The following is a 20,000-nucleotide window of genomic DNA, read 5'->3' as shown; positions in this document are numbered from 1 at the left end:
TTCGCTGATGACTGCCGCCATCACCCCACCCCGCCTCGACGTCCGCCGAGCCGACGACCGGTTCAAGACCAACGCCGGCTGGCTGGATTCCAAGCATTCTTTCTCGTTCAGCCGCCACTACGATCCGGCCAACACCCATCACGGGGTGCTGATGGTCAACAACGACGACATCCTCGTCCCGGGTCAGGGCTTCGACACCCACCCCCACCAGGACATGGAGATCGTCACCTGGGTGCTCCAGGGTTCACTGGTGCATCAGGATTCGATGGGCCACTCCGGCGTCATCTACCCGGGACTCGCCCAGCGGATGAGCGCGGGAACCGGAATCCTGCACTCGGAGAAGAACGACTCGTGGCGACTGGACGGCGTCACCGGCGAGCACACCGACCCGGTCCATTTCATCCAGATGTGGGTCGTGCCCGACGAAGCCGGCATCACACCCGGTTACGAGCAACTCGAAATCGACCACGAGTTGCTCGCCGGGGGACTGGTGCCCGTCGCATCGGGCATGCCGGACCATGCGGACCACTCGGCGATCCGGATCAAGAACAAGTACGCCGCAATGCATGTCGCACGACTGCAGCCCGGGCAGGCGCCGATCACCCTGCCCGACGCACCGTTCCTCCACGTGTTCGTCGCGCGCGGTGAAGCGTCGATGGAAGGCGTCGGCATCCTCGCCGAGGGTGACGCCGTCCGGCTCAGCGGTGGCGGCGGCCAGCAGATGACCACCGGCGCCGGCGCCGAGATCATCGTGTGGGAGATGCACGCGACGATCGCTGGGTGACGCGTCCGCCGATCCACCGTCGAGTACGCCCCCGATCTGCTACTCGATCTTGTCCGTCCCGCCGAAGCGGAGCAGCCCTTGCCTGCGGTCGTGTGGATTCACGGAGGTGGTTGGCGGCTTCAAGACCAAACTGCCTGCCCAGATCTGGTGCAGCACTTCGCAGAGCACGGTTATGTCATGGTCAGCATCGACTACCGGCTCGTGCCCGAGACCCGGCACCTCGGCCCCGCACAGCGCTGAGCGGGGCCGACTCCGGTCTGCCCGCCGAGTGTGAGACTCGTCAAGTTTGTCCATTTCGGTTTCCCTGTTGCCTGATCAGTGGCGACACTGGTGAAGCAGACATTTAACGTGGACGAAACAATGAGGTGGATTGTGTTGGGGCGCTCGAAGGCAGCCGTGGTGTACTCGGTGTCGGGTCGACCGTCCAACCCGTTCGCGCGACCTGTCGATCGGTTCGCGGCCACCCTGAAATCCGTCATCGTCGCCCTCGCGGGTGTCGCGATCGTGATCGCCGCCGTGATCGGCACCTGGGAATACCACCAGGAGAGTGCGCGGGCCGCGCAACAACGCGCCACCACGACCCTCGTCGAGGCCGTCACCAACGCCGACGCCCCCATCACCCTGTCGCCCCGCGGCTCCGTCCGGACCACCCCGATGGTGAAGGCGACGTGGGCCTGGGGCTCCGAGTCGCGCACCGACAGCATCGAGGTTCCCTCGGGAACGCCGGCGGGCACCGAGAAGACCATCGCCGTCGACGACGACGGAAACTGGGCCGGCCCGAGGATCACGACCTCCGACGTCGTCAGCGCCGCGGTCGCGGCAGTGCTCATCACCCTCGCCGCGAGCGCGTTGCTCCTGGGTGCGGTGTGGGCGATGTTCTCCCGCGCCGTCGAACGCCGCCGCCAGCAGTACTGGGACGAGAGCATCCGCAGGCTGTTCGCGACCTACCGTCGCTGACCCTCCGTAGGCCCGGTTCGACACGGCCTCGTACACGCGGATGTGAATCCGCTTCGGACGACACCCGATCGCGCTGTGCCATGTCGGTTTCGGTGGACCTACTCCGGGCTATTCAGTTGATGCCGAGGAAAGGTGGGAGCCATGTCCGACAGGGATGCTTCTATATTCGAGAGCGAACGCGAGCTCGACGAAGAGTCCGTCCGTAAGGCTCAGCGGACCGTCGCCCACCACTCGATCGATGCCGAAGACTGCCGGATGCTGCTCGCGGCCCTCGGCATTCCCCTCGTGCGCGACCTCGACAACGAGTCGGTCTCCGGCGCAGCCGGTGCAGAATCCCTGTGACCGACGCGTCTCGCTGAGACAGATCCAGGCGACCGCCGCTGGGCGACAGGCGTTCACAGCGACTCCACAGCGGAGCTCGAGGCTGCCTGCACCGGCGACCGCTTGTATGGGATGTAACCCGAACAGCCCATGGAGAGGTCCTCATGACGAACAGCCCGCGTCACCACGCCGACGAAGTGCACGAGCACGACCGCGGACTCAGCCACGACCTGAAATCGATGTTGTCGCGTCGCCGCGCATTGTTCGTGTTCGGCGCGGCGGGTGCGACCGCGCTCGCCGCGTGCTCGACGGCGGGGTCCACGGCGACCTCGTCCTCGTCCTCGACGGAGGCGGCCGCGTCCACGGCGGAGACGGTGAGCGGCGGCACGTGCGTGGCGGCGGCGCCGCAGGAAACGGCCGGCCCGTATCCCGGCGACGGGTCGAACGGTCCGAACGTGCTGGTCGAGTCGGGGATCGTGCGTCAGGACATTCGCAGCAGCTTCGGTGCGTACTCCGGGACCGCGGAGGGTGTCGCGACGACCATCGAACTGAACCTGCAAGACCTGACGAAGGACTGCGCGGCCGGCGAAGGAATGGCGGTCTACCTGTGGCACTGCGACCGGGACGGCGAGTACTCGCTCTACGGTCAGGGCATCACCGAGCAGAATTACCTGCGTGGCGTTCAGGTCGCGGATTCCGCGGGCAGGGTGTCGTTCACGTCGATCTTCCCGGCCTGCTACTCGGGCCGCTGGCCGCACATCCACTTCGAGGTGTTCGACTCATTGGAGTCTGCGGTGGCGGGCGAGGACGCCCGGTTGACGTCTCAGATCGCGGTGCCGCAGGACGCGTGCACCACCGTCTTCACCTACGACAGCGGCTATGCGAACAGTGTCGGCAACCTGTCGAAGGTCTCCCTGGACTCGGACAACGTGTTCGGTGACGGCTGGGATGCCGAGTTGGCCACCGTGTCGGGCGAACCGGCCACCGGTATGTCGATCTCGATCACGATCGGTGTCGCCGAGAAGTCGGCGAACACGCAGTCTGCGCCGAGCGGTCCGGGTGGGGGTGGCGGACAGCCGCCGAACGGGGCACCCCGCCGGTAGCCGGCGCGGCTCGGTTCCGCCGTCCGTCAGCTGACGTGCCACCCGGGTGGTCTGTCGAGTTCGTTCCATTCACGGGTCAGCTGAGCCTGCTGCCGGCGGGACGCAACCCAGTGGACGACGAGGAAGAGGAGGCAGTAACCGCCGGTCGCTGTCACCCAGATCCCGCACGCGACGCTCACCGCCGTGGCGGCGTTCTGCGAACCGGTCTCCGGCGCCGCGACGAGACCGCCGTTCGGATCGAGCCAGACGGTGACGGTCTGACCGGCCTTCGTGCCCGATTCGGTGGGAACGTCGGCGGTGCGTGTCTGCCCGTTCGCCGACCACTGCACCCGTGCGTGCGCTTGATACTGGGGAGCGGCCGGCAGGGGTTCTCCCGTGCTCCCCGTGCGGGAATCCTCGACGAGCGTGGCGGGTGTCGGGTGGTGGGTGGCGAGTTCGGCCTGCGTCTCCTGGTCCAGTCGCGAGTACGTCTCGGTTCCGACGGCCGCGGCCAGCGGAACCATCATGAGCACGAAGAACACCCCGATGAGAACCATCGCGGAGCGGAGCCGGTCGCACCCCCTCATGAGCGGGTTGCGGCTCCATGGACCCAGACGCCACAGGCGTATCGGCGCTGCACACGTTTCACTCATCGCGCACCTCCGGGTGGTTGCCCACCACCATTGTGCAACCGAAACGCCTGCACGTGTAGGGCCTTCTGGCAGGTGTTCGCACGCGGCCGGTGTTGCCGGGTCAGACCCTTCGCGACAGGTCGGGCCACGGGGAGCTGTCACGCATCGATGCCGGCGAAGGCTTCGGTCAGTGCCTCGATCCCGGCCCGGACCGTGGGCCGGTCGTTGTCGGCGCGGCGGAGCGCGTAGATCTCGCGCTCGAGTGTGGGACGCACCGGGACGATCGCCACGTTGTCCGGCACCCAGACGCGGGCCAGGCGTGGCACGAGAGCGGCGGCGAGTCCGTGCGCGACGAACTCGAGTTGCGCCGCGAATTCGGGCACCTCGTACCTGATATCCGGTTCGACGCCGCGGTTACGCAACGTCTGCACCAGCCAGGTGTGGTACACCGCGCCCTTCTTCCACGTCGTCCACGGCATGTCCGCGATCTCGTCGAGATCGACGTGGTCGCGCGACGCCAGCGGATGGTCTCGGGACAGTGCGACGTCGGCCGAATCCCGGTGCACCAGGGTGTGCACTGCGTCCTCGGGCAGGTGCAGCGGCATCGTGACCCAGCTGTCGACGACGGCGAGGTCGAGTTCCCGGCGCACGATCGCGGGTATGAGGTCCTCGGTCTCGCCGGCGAAGAAGCTGACCCTGAGCTGCGGGTGGCGCCTGCGCAGCGTCGCCACGGCAGTCGGCACGACCACCCTGCCTGCGGAGGAGAAGGACCCGATTCGCAGGTCTCCCACCACATCGCGGTCCAGGGAGACGACCTCGGATTCGGCCTGCGCCAGAAGCGATATCACTTCCTGTCCGCGACGGGCCAGGAGCCGGCCCGCATCGGTGAGCTGAACGCCGCGGCCCGCGGGTACCAGAAGTTCGACGCCGACCTCCCGTTCGAACTTGCCGAGTTGCTGCGACACCCCGGACGGCGTCACGTGCAGGGCGCGGGCTGCGGCACCGATCGATCCGTGTTCGGCGACAGCGCACAACGCGCGGAGGCGATCGACCCTCAACATGGTAGTAACTCTACTTCTTTCATGACACGACTATTCACTTGTTGTAATGGTTGGAGCCTCGGAGAATTTTCGGTGTGACTACCGCCCTCCGTTTGCGTCCCCGTGCCCTCGTCCGCCCCTCTTTCAGCGTCGCGTCCGTGGATCCGCGACTGCTGGTGCTGGCGGGTGCGGTGGCGACGTCGCTGACCGGCAGTCTCATCAAATTGTCCGGGGTGGAGCCGGCCACGTCGACGTTCTTCCGGTGTGTGCTGGCGCTGCCCATCCTCGGACTTCTTGCGCTGCAAGAATTTCGGCGGTACGGCGGGATCCCGCGCAGGGTGATCGCGGCCCAGGTACTCGGCGGGATGATGCTCGGCGTCGACTTCGCGTTGTGGGCGCGATCGATCCACCTGATCGGCGCCGGCATCTCCACCGTCGTCGTCAACGTGCAAGTCGTCGTCGTGCCACTGCTCGCGTGGGTCTTCTTCCGTGCACGGGTGCCGGTCCGGTTCGTCGTGGCCGTTCCCTTCCTGTTCGCCGGTGTGGCTCTCGCCGGTGGAATCCTCGGCGGCAGCGGCGAGGGTGACCAGCTGTTCCTCGGAACTCTGCTGTCGCTGGCGGCGGGCGTGGCCTACGGGATCTACATCTTCGTCATCGGCCGCGCCGGATCCGCACACCGGGCGTCGTCGCAGGTCTTCGTGTCGACGATCGCCGCCGGCGTCGTCGGAACCGCAGTGGGATCACTGTGGGGAACGGTGGACCTCACGCCGGGATGGCCCGCGCTGGGATGGCTGGCGGCACTGTCGCTGAGCAGCCAGGTACTCGGCTGGGTCCTCATCGGATTCGCCCTGCCGCGGCTCGCCGCCGAGGTGGGCGCCACATTGCTGCTGCTCCAGCCGGTCCTGGCGATGCTGTTCTCCGTCGTGATCGTGCACGAGCGGCCCAGCATCGGGCAGTTCGCCGGCTGCGCGCTCGTCGTCGCCGCGGTGTGGATGGTCACCCACGTGAAGCCGGCGGACCGTCGTCCGGTGACCGCGCGAATCGCCGAATGACTCGGAGTGCGGCGTCTGCCCGGGCGTTTCACCCCGTCCGCAGTGTGGGTTCGTCGCCGGGCGGTTCGGGTGGGTGCTGCCGCTGCTTCGCCGTGTACAGCTCGCGGTCGGCGGTTCGATAGAGCGCGGTGAGTGGGTCGGCCTCGCCGGTGCACGACGCGGCGCCGAGGCTGAACGGGGTAGGGCTCTGCCGGGCGAGTTGCGCCATCACGCCGGGCAGCTCGGCGTGGTGCTCGCCGACCACGCAGGTGACGAACTCGTCGCCACCGACCCGGGCGAGAAGGGCGCCGCGGGGCATGTGCTCGGCGAGGTAGTTCGCGAGGTCGACGAGAACCGCGTCGCCCGCGGCATGGCCGTAGTGATCGTTGGTGGACTTGAACTGGTCGACGTCGATGAGGACCAATGTCACGGAGACCTGTCCGGTGCCCGCGCCTTCGACGGCGTGCCGGAACGCGAGCTCGAAACCGGCGCGGTTGAGCAGGGCCGTGAGTCCGTCGGTGCTGGCCGATTCGATCAGCGTCCGGGTGAGGGATCCGAACATCTCGGCGGCGCCGACCACGCAGGTGACGGCCACGACGAGAACGGCGGCCTTCACGGTCACCGTGTCCACCTCGACCGGCACCAGCGTGAAGGCAGTGGGGGCGACGACGACTCCGACCACCATCAACCCGGTGAGGCATCCGACGAGGAGCCGCGACTGCCGCTTCGGGTAGAACACGACGAAATACATCGCCAGGAACATCGCCGCGATCGCGCAGAGCAGTTGGGCGACGGCGAGAACGAGACCGGACATCACGATCGGAGTGGCGAGCAGTGCCGCCGCCGTGCAGACCTGGTAGGCCCGTCGGCTCGGCCTGCGTCCGCCACGGTACAGCACGACGAGTGCGAACACTCCCAGGAGGATGCCCGCCGTGCGAGCGGCGACGGTCTCCGGCCGGATCGGCAACCCGACCATGGGAGGAAGGACGAATCCCGCGAGGTGCAGCGCAGTCGTGATCCACAGGTAGCGGCGCAGGATGCGCGGCTGATAGTCCTGCAGGACCGTGTCGACGGACGACGCAGCGAGGGGCCTCACTCTCGCAATTATCCAGGACCGGTCCAGGAAGGGGCGGGTCTCTCGTGACCGCCCCTTCCGGGAGGGCGAGTCAGCTGGGCGTGGACGCCGGGATCGGCACGGCGGTTTCGTGCCACGGAGGCGTGTGGATGCCCCCGCCGCCGTACATCGGGAGTCGGATCCCGTCGCCGTACCGGGCGATCTGGTCCCAGGGGCGGTTGAGGCCGAACGTGCCGTAGGTGCGGACCCGGGTCACGGCGTCGAGGTCGAGGGTGTCGACGAGCACTTCTTCGCCCGACCCTGCCTGCTGGCGGATGATGCCCTCGGGGTCGACGACGACGCTGGCACCGACTGCGGCCGGGTCGGCGCCGTTGACGTTGACGACGTACACCTGGTTGGTCCACGCGTTGGAGCGGGAGCAGACGAGTTCCATCTCGCGGTCGCGGGTGGTGGTGAGGGTGGGTTGGATGATCACTTCCGCGCCGAGCCAGGCCAGTTGGCGTGCGGTCTCCGGGAAGGAGCCGTCGTAGCAGATGGCCAGACCGATCCGGCCGGTACCGGGAATGTCGAAGACGACGAACTCGCTGCCGGGTGCGGTCTGCTCGTACGGCTGCCAGGGGAAGACCTTGCGGTAGTGGGCCACGACCTCGCCGAGGGGCGACACGGCGATGGCGGTGTTGTAGATCTTGTCGTCGTCGCCGCGCTCGTAGAGGCTTCCCGGCACCAGCCACAGTCCGGTCTCCTCGGCGAGTGCGCAGATCCGGTCGATGTGGGGGCCGGCGAGTGGCAGTGCCACCCGGTCCATCCAGTCGGCGCGGGCCTGCAGGAGGGGTGCCTCCGCGGCCAGCACGAGTTCGGGGACCACAACGAGTTCGACGTGTGGGAAGGTGTCGCGCACGGCGCGGACCTGGTCGGCGAACCGCTGCCAGGTGGCCTCCACATCGAACGGGATCGGGGCGGTCTGGATGGCGGCGATGGTCAGTGTGCGCATGGGTTCAGTCCTCTGTGACGGTCAGTTCGGTGACGGCGGTGCGGCCGTCTCGGAAGAAGCGGCGGAACCGGGTGCGGACGAGCAGCATCGCCACGGCGCCGACGGCGATCGAGCCGACACCGAGCAGGAACACCCCGCCGATGCCGTGGAACGAGGTGGCCCCGTAGCCCGGGTCGAGCATGTCGTGGGCGCTGCGCGCGAAGGCGGCGAGCATGATCGTCCCGCCCAGTGCGGGCAGGATGCCCCGGAGGAACAGGTCGCGCGGGGAGTTGTTCAGGCGGTGGCGGAAGTACCAGACGCAGGCGAGACCGGTGACGCCGTAGTAGAACGCGATGAGCAGGCCGATCGAGAGGATCGCGTCACCGAGGAAGTTGCCGGAGACGAGCGTGAGGGCGGTGAGCAGGACCGCGGCGGTCGCCCCGAAGAACACCGTGCCGAACGCGGGGGTGCGGTAGGTGGGGTGGATTCGGGTGAAGGTGCGGGGCAGTGCGCCGTGGGCGCCCATGGAGAGGGTGGCGCGTGAGCTGCCGATGACACAGGTGAGCAGCGCCGAGATCGCCGATACGCAGATGGCGAGTTCGACCACCTTCGACAGGCCCGCGCCGAGAACCGGCGGCCCGAGCGTGGCGAGTACGTCTCCCGCGTTGTCGGGATTGCCCAGGCCCAGCCCGTCGGTGCCGATGCCGGCGAAGCTGATCGCGGCGAATCCGGTGAAGAGGTACGTGCCCAGCAGGACGAGGGTGGAGATCACGGCGGCCTGACCCGGGATGCGGTCGCTGTCACGGGTTTCCTCGTTGACGGTGATCAGCGCGTCCCAGCCCCAGTAGATGAACAGGCACAGCAGTACCGCCTCTGCGAAGGGGCCGAAGCCGCCGAACGCGAACGGGTTGAGCCAGGACAGGCTCGGTGCGGAGGCGCCGGTGCGGGCGAACGCGGCCGCTCCGAAGCCGAACAGGGCGACCAGTTGAAGCCCCAGCAGCACGTACTGCACGGACGCGGCGAGTTGCAGCCCGCGGTAGGCGATGGTGGTGACCGCGGCGACGATCAGGACTGCGGTGACGATCACCGCGACGTTGTCGGACGCCAGCGAATCCAGGCCGAGCAGGGTCAGGAGGTACCCGGCTCCGACTCGGGCGAGTGCCGTCATCGCGATGAGGGTCGCGATCTGCACCACCCAGCCGCCGGAGAGCCATCCCGTGTGCGGACCGAACGCGCGGGTGGTCCAGACGAACGTGGTGCCGCAGTCCGGCATCTCCCGGTTCAGCTCGCGAAAAGCGAACGCCGTCAAAAGGATCGGCACGAAACCGAGGAGCAGGGCGGCGGGGGCGAGGTTGCCGACGACCATCGTCACGAAACCGAGCGTGACCGCGATGCTGTAGGCCGGCGCGACCGAGGACAGGCCGAGCGCGACTGCGGCGAGCAGACCCACGGAGCCGCCCCGCAGTCCCTTCCCGGTGGGTGCTGGTGGTGGGTCGAGACTCGTCTCGGCGTCGGTGGGATTGGTCGACACGGTGACTCCTGAGATCGGGTTGAATTCTTTAAATAGAAATTTAAGAACAGTGTGATCTACCTGTCAATAGCTGGGCGGGTATTGTCTAAATCTCCATATAGAAACCAGGGAAGGGCGGAGCGAGGGCGTGGCACGGAAGAAGGATCAGGGGGCTCGCCGGGCCGAACTCGGTGAGGCCGTCCAGCGGGCGGTGCTCGCGCGTGGACTGGAGGGCCTGCGTCTGCGTGACATCGCGGAGCAGGCCGGGGTCACGCCTGCGGCGGTGCTCTACTACGGCGACCTGGACGCGTTGATCTACGAGACGTATCAGCGGGCCATCGAGCGGTTCAGTCAGGAGCGCGAGCGCGTCGCCGACCAGTTCCCCGACGCGCGCGACCGCCTCCGGGCCTGCATCGACCACGGCGTCGCGAGCGGGCCGGACGACGAACTGGTCCGACTGCTGTTCGAGTGCTGGCCGAGATCACTGCGCGACGCCAAGGTGGCGGCCCTGGACAGTTCGCTGACCGAACGCCAAATCGCCGTCTACTACGGCATTCTCGTCATCGGTGAGACTCAGGGGCACTTCACGCTCACCGACCCGCCACGCCTGCTCGCAGCGAATTTCGTGGCCATGGAGGACGGTTACCAGATGGAGGTGCTGGCCGGACGTCGCAGCCGCGCCGAGGTGATCGCCAGCCTCCACTCCTACGCGCGTGCGGCCACCGGCCACGATCTGAGCAGCTAGGCCGAGTACGGGAAACTGGGAGTAACAGATAGGTTGGATGCGCGTCGCCAGGCCCGGCCGCCGAGCACCGACAAGGAGCCTCCCATCAAGATCCTGCAGAACGTCTCTTCTCCGGACTAACGACCGCCAGTGGATTTCGGAGAGGGCGGTGGTGTCCGGCTCGAGCGTTGCAGCGATATCCTGGTAGGACGTTTTCGTGAGGTGAGCGCCGTGCTGCATCGTCAAGGGTGTCTCGGATCGGGTGAATCGGCGTAGCCGATGGTTGATGCCGATCCGTACCGGACGCAGCGCGAGGTTGGCGCTTCAGTCACAGCGGAGCTAGAAGCCGCTGGACTCGAAGACGCCCAGGAAATCGGCCGCGGTGGCTTCGGCGTCGTCTACCGGTGTATCCAGACTGAGCTGGACCGAACGGTCGCGGTGAAGGTCCTCACCGCCGACATGGAAGCGGAGAACCGGGCACGGTTCTTCCGGGAACAGCAGGCGATGGGCAGGTTGACCGGTCACCCGAACATCGTCCCTGTCCTGCAAGTCGGTGCCACCGCCACCGGCCGCCCCTACATCGTCATGCCCTATCACCCGCAGGACTCCTTGCAGGTGCGGATCCGAGACCACGGTCCCCTGCCATTGGGCGACGCGCTGCGGCTCGGAGTAAAGCTCGCTGGCGCGGTGGAGACGGCGCACCGGCTCGGCATCCTGCACCGCGACGTGAAACCGGCGAACATCCTGCTCACCGACTACGGCGAACCCGCGCTCACCGACTTCGGTATCGCGCACATCGCCGGAGGATTCGAGACCGCCACCGGCACCGTGACCGGCTCACCGGCCTTCACCGCGCCCGAGGTGCTGGCAGGCGATCCGCCGACCTCCAGTTCGGATATCTACGGGCTCGGGGCGACGCTGTTCTGCGCGCTCACCGGCCACGCCGCGTTCGAACGGCGCAGCGGTGAGCAGTTGGTTGCCCAGTTCCTGAGGATCACAACACAGCCGGTACCGAATCTGCGTGAACAGGGAATCTCCGACGACGTGGCGGCAACGATCGAGCGGGCGATGTCGACGAATCCGCACAACCGCCCGTCCGCGGTCCAGCTCGGAGACGAACTCCGTGAGATCCAGCTCCACCGGGGGTTTGCGGTCGACGTGATGGCCCTCCACGGCGATACGGGGTCCGCGCCGCGGAAACTGCCGAACTCTGTCGTGCAGCGCCTGACGATGGCGCGCACCGTCGGGGACGTCAAGACGAACATTCGCCTGGAACTCACCAGTTTCGTCGGCCGACGGAACGAGGTGACAGAACTCAAGAACCTGTTGTCGGTGTCCCGTTTGGTGACGCTCACCGGGATCGGTGGCGTGGGGAAGACGCGTCTGGCGTTGCGGGTTGCGACCATCACGCACCGCGACTACGCCGACGGAGTGTGGCTCGTGGAGCTGGCCGAGCTGCGGGACGAGTCGTTGCTCGTCGACATGATCGCCGCCTCCCTCGGAATAGGTGATCACTCGGCCAGGCCGTTGATCGAGGTGCTAGCGGAATTTCTGGTGCCGCGCGAGCTGCTGCTGGTATTCGACAACTGCGAGCACATCCTGGATGGCGTCGCCGGGCTGGCCGAGACCCTGCTGCGGGCGTGTCCGGGATTACGCATCCTCGCCACCAGCCGCGAGCCCCTCGGTATCGGCGGGGAAACACTGCTCCGGGTGCCCCCGCTCACTGTCCCCGACCCCGACCGACCGCCCTCCCTGCAGGGTCTGCCCCGCTACGACGCGGTGACATTGTTCGCCGAGCGCGCAGCCGCAGCTGTGCCCGGATTCGAGCTCACCGAGGACAACGCCGCCGCGGTCGCCGGGATCTGCCATCGGCTGGACGGATTACCGCTGCCGATCGAACTAGCGGCGACTCGGTTGCGGGCGATGTCGCCCGAGCAGATCCTTGCGCGGCTGACCGACCGTTACACGCTGCTGACCCGCGGCAGCCGAGGCGCTCCCTCTCGTCAGCAGACCCTTCGGCTGTGTATCGATTGGAGCTACGAGCTGTGCACCCCGCAGGAGCAACAGTTGTGGTCTCGGCTGTCCGTGTTCGCCGGTAGCTTCGAACTCGATGCGGTGGAACAGGTCTGCGGTATGGGACTGGCATCATCGGATCCGCTCGATGTCGTGGCCTCCCTGGTGGACAAATCGGTCGTGATCCGGGTGGAATCCGGCTCGGCCGTGTGCTTTCGGCTGCTCGAGACCCTGCGCGAGTACGGGCATGAGAAGCTCCAGGCCACCGAGGAGTATGTCGAACTGCGTCGACGGCACCGCGACTGGTATGAGCAACTGACCGCCGAGTCTGAGGCCGAGTGGATCAGCTCCCGGCAACTGGACTGGATCGCCCGACTCGAGCGTGAACAAGCGAATCTACGGGAGGCGATGGAGTTCTGTGTGTCCGACAGCCCCAACATTGGACTTCGCATCGCCGCGAGCTTGCTCCCCTTCTGGCTCTCCCGGAGCTTGCTCAGCGAGGGGCGGTACTGGCTGGGTCGCGTCCTTGCACACCTGCCAGCGGAGCCGACCCTGGAGCGGATCAAAGCGGTCTACGCCTGCAGCGTGCTGGCCGAATTGCAGGGCGACCTCTCCGCGGGGGCGGCACTGGTGGAGGAGGGCCGCAGACTGGCCGAACAGACGACCGACGCGGTGAGCCACGCATACATCGAGTACGCGGACGGCCTCCTCGCCCTTTTCAGGGGTGATCCCACTCGCGCCTGCGCGCGACTCGAAAGCGCCGGCACCGTTTTCCGCACACAGGAGGACGTTTCACACGTCGGGGTCCTGCACCGGCTGGGGATGGCCTACGAACAACTCGGCGAATCCCAGCGGGCGAGTGACTGTTACGAACAGATCGTCGCGATCACACAGGCGCACGGTGAATCGATGTACCAGTCGTTCGCGCTGTGGGCCATGGGCGATGCGGGGTGGCGCCACGGTGATACCGATCGGGCAGTTCAACTACTCGAACAGTCACTGCAGTTGACCCGGCAGGTGAACACCCCGCGCACCGCCATCGCGTGCCTCGAGACACTGGGCTCGATCGCCGCCGTAGCGCATGACGCGCGACGCGCGGTCATCCTGATGGCGGCCGCTGACGAACTCGGACGCACCGTGGGCAGCCCCACGGTGGGGTTCCCCCATCTACTCGTCTCCCGCGAGGAGTCCGAACAGAGAGCCTATGGAGCGCTCGGCAAGAGCTCCGTGGAGGCGGCGCGCCGAGAGGGGCGGCGCTTGGGCTTTGACGCCGCCATCGCCTATGCCCTCGGCGAACGGATCCCGGACGCGCCGCCTGATACCTCAGTGAAACTGACCAAACGTGAACGGCAGGTCGCCGAACTGATCGCCGCCGAGGGCCTGACCAACAGGGCGATCGCCGCACGACTGGTGATATCGCCCCGCACCGCGCAAGGCCATGTGGAGCGTGTACTCAGCAAACTCGGCTTCACCTCCCGCGCGCAGATCGCAGCCTGGGTGGTCGAGCAGGCCCAGCAACGATGACACACGGCCTCGTGATCGATAGCGCCGGAAATCCTCAATTTCGCTGCATCGGTTAGATATTGGAGCGGACGGTCCGTTGTCCGGGCCTAGAGAGGAAGGGAGGTCCAGGTCCGCTTCTCTTCACCCCGAACACCGACGGCGCCGTGGAGCACGCCTATCGCGTTCGGATGATCTCCGGAATGTGCACCGCCCGCCTGTGTTCTCCTCCTCGATGGTGCTGTCACCGTCATTGATCAGCCCATCGAGGGGATGAGTGCTGCTGGGCGACCCTTGATCGGGTCGCCCAGCGCCGCGAACAGGTGTCAGGCCGGGCGGTCGCCTCTGAGGGTGACGCGGTGCATACGCCGGTAGTGCGGGTGGTAGTCGCCGACCGCGTAGTGTTGCGTCGATCGGTTGTCCCAGATCACCAGGGAGTTCGGTTCCCAACGGAATCGGACCTGGTACTCCGGGGTCTTGGCCAGGCCCGTGAGCATGTTTCGTAGCGAGTCGCTCAGTTGCGGAGGAACCCCGGAGATGCGGGAGGTGAACAACTCGTTGACGTAGACGAGTCTGCGACCGGTTTCCGGATGCTTGCGTACCACGGGGTGGGTCATCGGAGGATACTTTCGGCGTGTTTCCTCGTACCGTGCTTCCGCGTCCTCTCCTTGGCGGACGACGCCGGTCAGTTCCTTTTCCCAATCGTGCACGGCCTCGAGCCCGTCGATGAGGTTCTTCATCGTCTCCGGTAGCGCGTCATATGCGGCAGTCATGCTCGACCACAGTGTGTCACCGCCGCAGGGCGGGATGTCCTGGGCGTGGAGGCAGGTCGCGGAATTTGGAGTCGCCTGCCAGGTCAGATCGGAGTGCCAGACGTCGGTTCCGGCTGCGCGACCGCGAGATTCGAGCACCTCGATGAACGGGTTTCCCGGAAGGGAGGGAAAGAATGCACTTACTTCCTGGGGGTCTCCGAACACCTTCGCGAATCGGAGCTGATCTTCTGGCTCGAGGTGCTGATCGCGAAGAAACAGGACTTCGTGTTCCAGGAAGGCTGTGCGCAGTTCGGTCTGGCACTGCGGTGTGATCTCGTCACGAAGATCCAGGCCGTGGATGAATGCCCCGATGGTGGGTGTTGCGCGTTCCAGGGTGAATGTTTCGTAGCGTGATTCATTGCTGCTCATAGGGTTTCCTTCCGTCAGCGTGTTATCTGTTACTGGATGGGGGCGAATTCTGTGCCGCGGCGGGCGGAGCCTGAACCCCTAGAGCACAGGACGGTGAGCACCCCTTCTCCGAGAGGTTGTTCTTTCGGGAGTTGTGGGACCCGATCAGAGTTCGTTGTCATTGTGAGTGCTTCCGTGCCCGAGAGGCGACGTCCATGAGGGGTATCACTCCGAGTAGGTGGGAGTGCGGAGCCCGCTCACGTTATCGGTGCCGATTCCGCTGTCGGCTTGCGTGTCTTTTTTCCGGTTCGTCCGTCCGAGCACCAGTACGCAGACGAACGATAGTGCTGCGGTGACGAAGACATACAGGGAAATGGAGATGGACGCATGGGTTGCGCTGAGTAGTGTTCCGGCGATGAGCGGCGCGATGGCGCTGCCCAAGAGGTTGCCGAGGGTGGTGGCCAGCGACAGCCCGCTGTAGCGGACTCGTGCGTCGAACGCCTCGGAGAAGTATGCCGGCTGCAGCGCCCACGGGATGTATACGGCGATGGTCGCGGCGACGTAGCAGACAGCGATGAAGCCGTACGAGCCCGAGTCGAGCGCCCAGTAGAGCGGGAAGGCGAGAGAACCGATGAGGGCAAGGCCCAGCAGGAAGAGCCGTTGCCGGCCGAACCTGTCGGAGAGCGCACCTGCGATCGGGGTGACCACGAATCCGACCGCGGAGGTGACGATCACCAGAATCAGCATGGAGCTTTGACTCAGGCCGCCCGCCTCTTGCGTGTAGACGAAGTTGTACACGGTCAGGAGGTAGAAGAAGATGCCCGGCGACAGGCTGGCGCCGGCGACCAGGAGGACCTGCTTCGGGTGTGTGCGAAGAACTTCGATGATGGGCAGGCGCACGACCGCGTGCACATCCTTGACCCGGTCGAACTCCGGACTCTCGGCGACCTGTACCCGGATGATCAGTCCGGTGATCACCAGTACCGCGCTGAGGAGGAACGGAACACGCCACCCCCAGGCCATGAAGTGATCATCGGCCATTGCATCGAGGGGTAGGTACACGGTCATCGCCAGGATCAGTCCGACCGCCACCCCCGCCTGCGGCCAGCTGCCGAAGAAACCACGTCGGTTATCGGGGGAATGCTCCGTGGCCATGAGCGCAGCACCGCCCCATTCGCCGCCGAGCGCGAAGCCTTGTGTCAGTCGCAGCAGCACCAGCAGCACCGGAGCGAAGGCGCCGATGGTGGCATATGTCGGCAGCAGGCCGATCAGCACGGTGGCGACGCCCATGATCAAGATGGTGACGACCATCATCGATTTTCGGCCCACCCTGTCCCCGAAGTGACCGAACACGATGGCTCCGATCGGGCGGGCGACGAAGCCGGCGGCGAAGGTCGAGAAGGCCAGCAGCGTTCCGATGGCCGGGTCGAAGCTGGGGAAGAAGTGATGGTTGAATACGAGCACCGCTGCGGTGCTGTAGATGAAGAAGTCGTACCACTCGATGGTTGTGCCGATCAGGCTCGCCAGTGCGACCTTCTTCGGCGAGCCTGCGCCCGCTGGTCGTGCGACTGCACCACCCATACTGTGCCTCCCGGCTATTTGACGAACATGCGATCACGCGGCGCGTGAACCGCGTGGCGAATCAGAGCGTTCTAGGGACCCTCTGTTTCTGGAATAACGAGCACAATGGAAAACCTTCAAATTATTTAAGTGGTCAATATCTTAACGCTGAGGCTAGTTGTGCGCAAGCTCTCATTTCTTAAAGTTTGAGCCCTCAACCTGCTGTTATGCCGAACCGCGAGACCGCAAGATTCAGGCACTGAGTGACAGATGAAATAGAGCGGGAAATGGATTCCCCGGCCCGAAATGCCGCTACACACCTCGGCGGAATCGGCCACGCATGGCTCGCACGAAGAAATAGACCGTGTGCACAGTTAACGATTTCCACTCGTGGGCGGAAAGCAAGAGAAATCCACGTGGGGGATTAATTGCGAAACATGGTCAGCGGCAAGCTGGCACGCCACGAACAGAAATGTCCGCAGAGATGCGGATCCTGACGGGATTGCCGGCACTCACCCAAGCCGCGCGGGGTGCGATCGTGTGGGACGTCAGCGTGGATTCGACCATCGCGCAGGCTCACCAGCATGCGGCGGGCGTGCGCTGGGCTCCCGAGGCGCAGTCCGTGCCGCCCGGCGAGGTCGAGATCGAGCCCGCCGACCACGCGTTGCGGCGCTCCCGAGGAGGGTGGACCACCAGGACGCATCTGGCCTACCTGGCCGCAGCGGTCCCTGATTACCTCGGCCGCGGCGTCAGCGTAGTCGTCCAGGTCGAACCGACGTCCGGGATCCCCGCTGCGCCCGGAACCGGGGGCGTCCCACGCGAGCAGCCTCAGGGAACTGTTGAGCTCACCGAATTGTGGTGCGAAACTGTCGGCGCTACCACCGATTCCGCGCAGCAGGTGAGCGGGAGCGGTGCCAGCCCCGACTGCGTGCGCCACAACGCCCGCCCGCTGTCTACCCGCCCGTTGGACGGCACCTTCCTCACCCCTGACTGATTGTGTCCACATGCATCGACCTCGACTTCTTGGGCCGGGAGTCCCGGTTGCGCAACTCGCGCTCAACCACTCTGAGTGGCGCACCTCACGAGACCTGGGTTTTGGCCGATTTCCATAATTTTTACGGCCATAATGTCCAATATGACCTCTCAGGCTGCAGCAGAACTGGACCTTGCAATTATCGGCGCGCTGCAGCTCAACCCCCGCGCTGACTGGGCGGACTTGGCGGAGGCACTTCAGTACTCGCCGAAGACACTCGCCCGAAGATGGAAGCTGTTGTCCGAGAGCGGCTCGGCATGGATCGCGGTGGCTCCGGGCCCGACCTTCCTGAAATTCGGATGTGCCGCATGGCTTGCGATCACCTGCAGACCCCAGAGCAAGCATGACGTTGCAGAAGCCCTGATTGCCGAACCAGCAGTCGACACGGTATCGAGCACATCCGGGACGTCGGACTTCCATGTGATCGTGTTCGTGTCCAGCATTGCCGACCTCACCCGTCTGCTCACCGACCGCATCGAGGTGATCGAAGGAATCAGGTCGGTGGCAACGACGGTCGTGCTCACCAACTACACAGAAGGCGCGCGGTGGCGCGTCCAGGCGTTAGACCTGGAACAGGCCCATCTTCTCCAATTACCCCAGGCAGCGCCCACACGCAGGAAAACGATTCCATTCCTGGACGATCTCGATCGTTCTCTGCTCGGAGCTCTGGCGAAAGATGGGCGTCAAGCATGGACCACACTCGGCGAGCAATGCGATGTGACCGGACCGACCGCGCGACGCCGCGTCGAAAGGCTGATCGACGGGGGCCGCGTGGCCCTGCGCTGCGAGGGAGCGAACACACTTGTCGGACCAGTCGTTGAGACGACTTTCATGATCACGACCGCACCGAGCGAGTTGAACACGGTCGGCAACCTATTGAGCCGAATTCCAAAATGCCGAATTGCAAACGCCACTACCGGAACCTCGACAATCGTCGCCACGATGTGGTTTCAGACGGTTAGCGAGATTGCGCCATTCGCGGCTGCACTCACGCGAGAACTTCCGTCCATCACCATTTCGGACCGGTTCATCAGCCTCCACACATTCAAGAGGGCAGGACATGTCCTTGATCAGGATGGACGAACCACCGGATTGATCCCACGGGCCATCTTCTAGCGGGAACCGAACAACCCGTAACCAGCCGACACCCGGAGCTCTTGGGGGTGACCGGTCATCGATCCGCTTCCGGAAGGCAGGTCATTGACATCGACAACCTTGTTGGCGCCCTCCTGCTCGGCGCCAACGACGCCAGCCCAAACGCCACCGCCAGCACCAGCCAGTCGCTGAAGATCTCGGGTCGGCGGCGGACCGGCTCTCCACATTGGCAGGCATGACAGGCCACAAGCTGGAGACGCGCCGCGGCACGAACTCGGCGTCCGGGCGGTGGGTTCGCAGTCCTCCAGCGGTCAATGCCGTCGAAGAAGCGAGTGGTGGTGCACTCGCCTTCAGGCCATCCTTTGTGCGCGTCGATCACCGCGCATTCCTATCACTGAACTGGGCAGATGGCACGTCCCTGTGACGGCCGAAGGGCTACTGTCCACGCAACGTCCAGCTCTGACAATGGGGGAGATGCCATGACCGGTGCAGCAACCACGCCGCCGCTCGGGAAGATTCTGACGGCCGATGAGATCACCCGGTTCGTGGCCCGGGTCGCGTATCCCACCAGCCCGGTGGTGCTGGTGGGTGAGGAACTGGCTCTGGCCGCTCCGGCGCGGGCCTACGGTGATCGGCGGGGTGCGCTGCCGGACCTGGCGGAGAAGGCGCGCACGCTTCTGCCCGAGACAGCCGACGGCCGCACCGCGGACGACACCGCCCCCGATTCCGGGCCCGGCGCGTAGCGACCACCCCGGCTCGGTTCCCGGCCGCCGGTACCTGAGGGGTGAGAGAGTGCGGGGTATATGACATTGCGGCTGCTCACGACTCTTGCGACGGACTCGGACGCCGCGGCGACCGCGGCTCTGACGAAGTAATACGGCCGCCCGTATCTGGGCGAGGACGCCTTCGTCGGCGCGCACTTCGACTCCTGGTCGAGCACCGGGGAGCGGGTGGGGGAGGCGGACCGGTTCACCGCGGACGATCTGGTTGCGGCGGGTGTTCCTGACGGTGCAGATTCCGCCGACGGCGGCGCGGGCGATCCTGGGCACGAAGGCGGAGGCGCTGAACGCCCTTCTGGCGGCCGTAGGCCCGGATCGGGACCTGGTTCGATGTTCCGCGTCCCCGGGTGTCTCCGCACGGTTCGTTCACCTCGTTGGGCCTGATCCGCCGCCGGCGTCGAATTGGGTGAGTTGGGCGGCGCCGGCGGTGTTGGTGGTGGTGTTCGGGTTGGTGACGGTTCCGTGGCGTGCTGCCCGGCAATTCGCCGTTCCGTTTGTGCTGGCGTTTGCGCCGATCGCCGCGCTGGCGGCGTGGTTCGTCATCGGGATGGACCTGTTTTCACCCCGGACTGAGCTCGCCGGTGCCGCTCGGGCGGCGCGTGAGTTGCTGCTGGGGCTGCTCGACGGTCCGCCCGGCGGGACCTATGTCGAGGGCCGCGACGATCGGCCCTGGCTGGACCCCGAGGCTTAGGTCGTGTTTCAAAGGTGGTTCGGCTGTGAGTTTTCGATCAAGT

The 20,000-nt window shown here is 65.9% G+C and carries 19 protein-coding genes; 12 read left to right on the top strand and 7 right to left on the bottom strand.

What is annotated here, in order from left to right:
- The first annotated feature begins 7 nt into the window (after positions 1-7).
- The 5 genes from HGB39_RS29805 (at position 8) to HGB39_RS29785 (ending at position 3,165) form a co-directional block, all read left to right on the top strand.
- On the top strand, positions 8-784 hold the full coding sequence (locus tag HGB39_RS29805; RefSeq protein WP_064080234.1) for a pirin family protein: 777 nt from the start codon (positions 8-10) through the stop codon (positions 782-784).
- Positions 785-820: 36 nt separating this feature from the next.
- The gene (locus HGB39_RS29800; RefSeq protein ID WP_257237440.1) at positions 821-1,024 is read left to right on the top strand and encodes an alpha/beta hydrolase fold domain-containing protein; all 204 of its coding nucleotides are present in this window, start codon (positions 821-823) and stop codon (positions 1,022-1,024) included.
- Positions 1,025-1,156: 132 nt separating this feature from the next.
- Entirely contained in the window at positions 1,157-1,741 is a 585-nt protein-coding gene (locus tag HGB39_RS29795) for an Rv1733c family protein (protein WP_005256471.1), read from the top strand.
- Between the two features lie 141 nt (positions 1,742-1,882).
- Positions 1,883-2,083 (top strand): hypothetical protein, encoded by a 201-nt coding sequence (locus HGB39_RS29790; RefSeq protein WP_005256474.1) that lies wholly within the window; start codon positions 1,883-1,885, stop codon positions 2,081-2,083.
- Between the two features lie 143 nt (positions 2,084-2,226).
- The gene (locus tag HGB39_RS29785) at positions 2,227-3,165 is read left to right on the top strand and encodes a dioxygenase family protein (protein WP_064080235.1); all 939 of its coding nucleotides are present in this window, start codon (positions 2,227-2,229) and stop codon (positions 3,163-3,165) included.
- Between the two features lie 26 nt (positions 3,166-3,191).
- Here the strand turns inward: HGB39_RS29785 and HGB39_RS29780 are convergent, their stop codons facing one another.
- A complete protein-coding gene (locus HGB39_RS29780; RefSeq protein ID WP_182624103.1) occupies positions 3,192-3,797 on the bottom strand; it encodes an Rv1733c family protein in 606 nt (201 codons plus the stop codon).
- A gap of 137 nt (positions 3,798-3,934) precedes the next feature.
- Positions 3,935-4,837: a LysR family transcriptional regulator gene (locus HGB39_RS29775; RefSeq protein ID WP_064080236.1), complete on the bottom strand. Its 903-nt coding sequence runs from the start codon at positions 4,835-4,837 to the stop codon at positions 3,935-3,937.
- A 74-nt stretch (positions 4,838-4,911) separates the two neighbouring features.
- On the opposite strand from HGB39_RS29775, the gene HGB39_RS29770 reads away from it, so the two are divergent.
- Positions 4,912-5,868 carry a DMT family transporter gene (locus HGB39_RS29770; protein WP_043791009.1) on the top strand — a complete coding sequence of 319 codons (957 nt, stop codon included), beginning with the start codon at positions 4,912-4,914 and terminating at the stop codon, positions 5,866-5,868.
- Between the two features lie 28 nt (positions 5,869-5,896).
- Here the strand turns inward: HGB39_RS29770 and HGB39_RS29765 are convergent, their stop codons facing one another.
- From HGB39_RS29765 to HGB39_RS29755, 3 genes are all read right to left on the bottom strand, one after another.
- Entirely contained in the window at positions 5,897-6,943 is a 1,047-nt protein-coding gene (locus tag HGB39_RS29765; RefSeq protein WP_054246756.1) for a GGDEF domain-containing protein, read from the bottom strand.
- Positions 6,944-7,013: 70 nt separating this feature from the next.
- Positions 7,014-7,913, bottom strand: a complete 900-nt coding sequence (locus HGB39_RS29760) for a carbon-nitrogen hydrolase family protein (RefSeq protein WP_064080237.1) — start codon at positions 7,911-7,913, stop codon at positions 7,014-7,016.
- A gap of 4 nt (positions 7,914-7,917) precedes the next feature.
- Positions 7,918-9,423 carry an APC family permease gene (locus HGB39_RS29755; RefSeq protein WP_064080238.1) on the bottom strand — a complete coding sequence of 502 codons (1,506 nt, stop codon included), beginning with the start codon at positions 9,421-9,423 and terminating at the stop codon, positions 7,918-7,920.
- 127 nt (positions 9,424-9,550) lie between these two features.
- Here HGB39_RS29755 and HGB39_RS29750 point away from each other — a divergent pair, with 127 nt between their 5' ends.
- Both HGB39_RS29750 and HGB39_RS29745 read left to right on the top strand, forming a co-directional pair.
- Positions 9,551-10,147 carry a TetR/AcrR family transcriptional regulator gene (locus HGB39_RS29750; RefSeq protein WP_054246758.1) on the top strand — a complete coding sequence of 199 codons (597 nt, stop codon included), beginning with the start codon at positions 9,551-9,553 and terminating at the stop codon, positions 10,145-10,147.
- 258 nt (positions 10,148-10,405) lie between these two features.
- Positions 10,406-13,663: a protein kinase domain-containing protein gene (locus HGB39_RS29745; RefSeq protein WP_005569218.1), complete on the top strand. Its 3,258-nt coding sequence runs from the start codon at positions 10,406-10,408 to the stop codon at positions 13,661-13,663.
- A 302-nt stretch (positions 13,664-13,965) separates the two neighbouring features.
- Here the strand turns inward: HGB39_RS29745 and HGB39_RS29740 are convergent, their stop codons facing one another.
- Together HGB39_RS29740 and HGB39_RS29735 are read right to left on the bottom strand one after the other, a co-directional pair.
- The gene (locus HGB39_RS29740; RefSeq protein WP_005256492.1) at positions 13,966-14,820 is read right to left on the bottom strand and encodes a TauD/TfdA dioxygenase family protein; all 855 of its coding nucleotides are present in this window, start codon (positions 14,818-14,820) and stop codon (positions 13,966-13,968) included.
- A gap of 204 nt (positions 14,821-15,024) precedes the next feature.
- The gene (locus HGB39_RS29735) at positions 15,025-16,380 is read right to left on the bottom strand and encodes an MFS transporter (protein WP_005569219.1); all 1,356 of its coding nucleotides are present in this window, start codon (positions 16,378-16,380) and stop codon (positions 15,025-15,027) included.
- A gap of 451 nt (positions 16,381-16,831) precedes the next feature.
- Between HGB39_RS29735 and HGB39_RS40350 the strand changes: the two genes are divergently transcribed.
- The 4 genes from HGB39_RS40350 to HGB39_RS29715 all read left to right on the top strand — a co-directional run bounded on the left by HGB39_RS40350 (position 16,832) and on the right by HGB39_RS29715 (position 19,957).
- Positions 16,832-17,353 (top strand): hypothetical protein, encoded by a 522-nt coding sequence (locus HGB39_RS40350; RefSeq protein WP_005256496.1) that lies wholly within the window; start codon positions 16,832-16,834, stop codon positions 17,351-17,353.
- 141 nt (positions 17,354-17,494) lie between these two features.
- A complete protein-coding gene (locus HGB39_RS29725; RefSeq protein WP_080606133.1) occupies positions 17,495-18,508 on the top strand; it encodes an Lrp/AsnC family transcriptional regulator in 1,014 nt (337 codons plus the stop codon).
- Positions 18,509-18,966: 458 nt separating this feature from the next.
- Positions 18,967-19,230, top strand: coding sequence for a hypothetical protein (locus tag HGB39_RS29720; protein ID WP_005256501.1), 264 nt, complete (start codon positions 18,967-18,969; stop codon positions 19,228-19,230).
- A 253-nt stretch (positions 19,231-19,483) separates the two neighbouring features.
- A complete protein-coding gene (locus HGB39_RS29715) occupies positions 19,484-19,957 on the top strand; it encodes a hypothetical protein (protein WP_005569220.1) in 474 nt (157 codons plus the stop codon).
- Positions 19,958-20,000: the final 43 nt, after the last annotated feature.

Source organism: Rhodococcus opacus, assembly GCF_012396235.1.
Lineage (GTDB): Bacteria > Actinomycetota > Actinomycetes > Mycobacteriales > Mycobacteriaceae > Rhodococcus_F > Rhodococcus_F opacus.
The sequence above is the reverse complement of the archived record's forward strand: the minus strand, read 5'-3'. Positions and strand labels throughout refer to the sequence as shown.

What these genes read in the sequence shown, in the direction of transcription:
- HGB39_RS29805 (WP_064080234.1), top strand. Translation starts at nt 8, where the DNA reads ATGACTGCCGCCATCACCCCACCCCGCCTCGACGTCCGCCGAGCCGAC.
- HGB39_RS29790 (WP_005256474.1), top strand. Translation starts at nt 1,883, where the DNA reads ATGTCCGACAGGGATGCTTCTATATTCGAGAGCGAACGCGAGCTCGAC.
- HGB39_RS29785 (WP_064080235.1), top strand. Translation starts at nt 2,227, where the DNA reads ATGACGAACAGCCCGCGTCACCACGCCGACGAAGTGCACGAGCACGAC.
- HGB39_RS29780 (WP_182624103.1), bottom strand. Translation starts at nt 3,797, where the DNA reads ATGAGTGAAACGTGTGCAGCGCCGATACGCCTGTGGCGTCTGGGTCCA.
- HGB39_RS29775 (WP_064080236.1), bottom strand. Translation starts at nt 4,837, where the DNA reads ATGTTGAGGGTCGATCGCCTCCGCGCGTTGTGCGCTGTCGCCGAACAC.
- HGB39_RS29760 (WP_064080237.1), bottom strand. Translation starts at nt 7,913, where the DNA reads ATGCGCACACTGACCATCGCCGCCATCCAGACCGCCCCGATCCCGTTC.
- HGB39_RS29745 (WP_005569218.1), top strand. Translation starts at nt 10,406, where the DNA reads ATGGTTGATGCCGATCCGTACCGGACGCAGCGCGAGGTTGGCGCTTCA.
- HGB39_RS29740 (WP_005256492.1), bottom strand. Translation starts at nt 14,820, where the DNA reads ATGAGCAGCAATGAATCACGCTACGAAACATTCACCCTGGAACGCGCA.
- HGB39_RS29735 (WP_005569219.1), bottom strand. Translation starts at nt 16,380, where the DNA reads ATGGGTGGTGCAGTCGCACGACCAGCGGGCGCAGGCTCGCCGAAGAAG.
- HGB39_RS40350 (WP_005256496.1), top strand. Translation starts at nt 16,832, where the DNA reads ATGTCCGCAGAGATGCGGATCCTGACGGGATTGCCGGCACTCACCCAA.
- HGB39_RS29725 (WP_080606133.1), top strand. Translation starts at nt 17,495, where the DNA reads ATGACCTCTCAGGCTGCAGCAGAACTGGACCTTGCAATTATCGGCGCG.
- HGB39_RS29720 (WP_005256501.1), top strand. Translation starts at nt 18,967, where the DNA reads ATGACCGGTGCAGCAACCACGCCGCCGCTCGGGAAGATTCTGACGGCC.